Raw genomic sequence first — 1,449 nt, forward strand, 5'->3', positions numbered from 1 at the left:
GGGCGTATTCAACCGGTCGAAGCAACACGTTGCTGTTGAATTGATCGTAGGTGTTCGTCCCAAGCTTCAGCGGGGGTTCGCCATTGGAGTCGTTTCCGTGGTCGCGTGTTGAGAGCGTGGGCGACTGCCGCGAGATCGTCTGGGTTCCATCGCGAGAGATCAGTTCCCTTCGGAAAGTATTGGCGCAGTAGTCCATTCGTGTTCTCGTTGGTGCCTCGTTGCCACGGGCTGTGCGGGTCGGCGAAGTAGACCTTCAGCCCGGTGTCGATGGTGAACTGGGCGTGTGCGGACATCTCTTTCCCGCGGTCCCAGGTCAGCGAGCGTTTGAGTTCGGTGGGCATCGACGCCAGTGCCTGTGTCAACGCTCTGTTCATCGACACCGCTCCGTATCCCGACAGTGCCGGCCCGTTCTTGGTGATCGGTTGCTGTCGCCACCCACGCTCCCGTGGCAGGTGCACGAGGGTGGTGTATCCGGTTGTGCGCTCGACGACGGTTCCGATTGCGGACCTGTCCGTACCGATGATGAGGTCACCCTCGTGGTGCCCGGGGATCGCACGGTCGTCGGCTTCTTCGGGACGCTCGCTGATCAGTACGTCCGGGCTCACGTGAGCCCAGGCAGCACGCTTTGCTCTTGCCCGCGGCATGCGCAGAGCACGGCCGGTGCGCAGGCACAAGATGAGTTCGCGGCGCAGGCCGCCGCGGCCCTCGATGAACAGGGACTGGTAGATGGCTTCGTGGCTGATTCTCATGCTCAGATCATCCGGGAAATCGATTGGTAGCCGGTTCGAAATCTGCTCGGGGCTCCACGCTTTCACCCATCGGCGGTCCTGACGATGGGGCTTGTTCAAGCCTTTCCATTGCCGTTCGAGCGGTCCGGCGACAGCATCGCCGCCCGGCATGGTGATCCGGCCCGAGAGTCGGTCCTCAACATAGTGCCGTAACCGATCGTTGGCCGTGAGCTTGGCGGTCTTCGGGCGGCGGGCAAACAACTCGGCTTTCCAGTGCGCCACGCTGGCGCGGTATTCGAGCGTGCCTCCACGCGTGGCAGCGTTGCGGCGCAACTCCCGCGAGATCGTCGACGGGCTCCTCCCGATGGCACTCGCGATCGCGCGCACTCCGTGGCCGGTGGCGTGCAGGATCGCGATTTCCTCACGCTCTGCCAAAGAAAGGTACCTGCCTGCCGGCGGGGGCCACGAGTACGGCGTCATCCCGCCAGCGTGCCGGAACCACCGCTGACCAACCGCTTGCGCCACGCCGACAGCGTCAGCTGCCTCGCGAGGTAGCTTGCCGGTACTGATCTGCTCCCAAAAATCTCGTTCCTTAGACCGAGGATGGCCCGGCGCTCCCGGTGACCTCATCGGAGCCCTGCCCGTCACCTCCCGCACCCAATCCGATGGACGACCCACAACACCCTCCTGACCTCGAATGTTGCTTCCACCGATTGAGCCC

Annotated in this window: 1 protein-coding gene; it reads right to left on the reverse strand. The window is 63.7% G+C overall.

Annotated features, from left to right (window positions below; translation table 11 throughout):
- Positions 1 to 8: 8 nt before the first annotated feature.
- Positions 9 to 1,358 carry an IS30 family transposase gene (locus RE4_RS30550; protein ID WP_060939900.1) on the reverse strand — a complete coding sequence of 450 codons (1,350 nt, stop codon included), beginning with the start codon at positions 1,356 to 1,358 and terminating at the stop codon, positions 9 to 11.
- Between the last annotated feature and the right edge of the window lie 91 nt (positions 1,359 to 1,449).

Source organism: Rhodococcus erythropolis NBRC 15567 (assembly GCF_001552595.1).
Taxonomy (GTDB): domain Bacteria; phylum Actinomycetota; class Actinomycetes; order Mycobacteriales; family Mycobacteriaceae; genus Rhodococcus_F; species Rhodococcus_F erythropolis.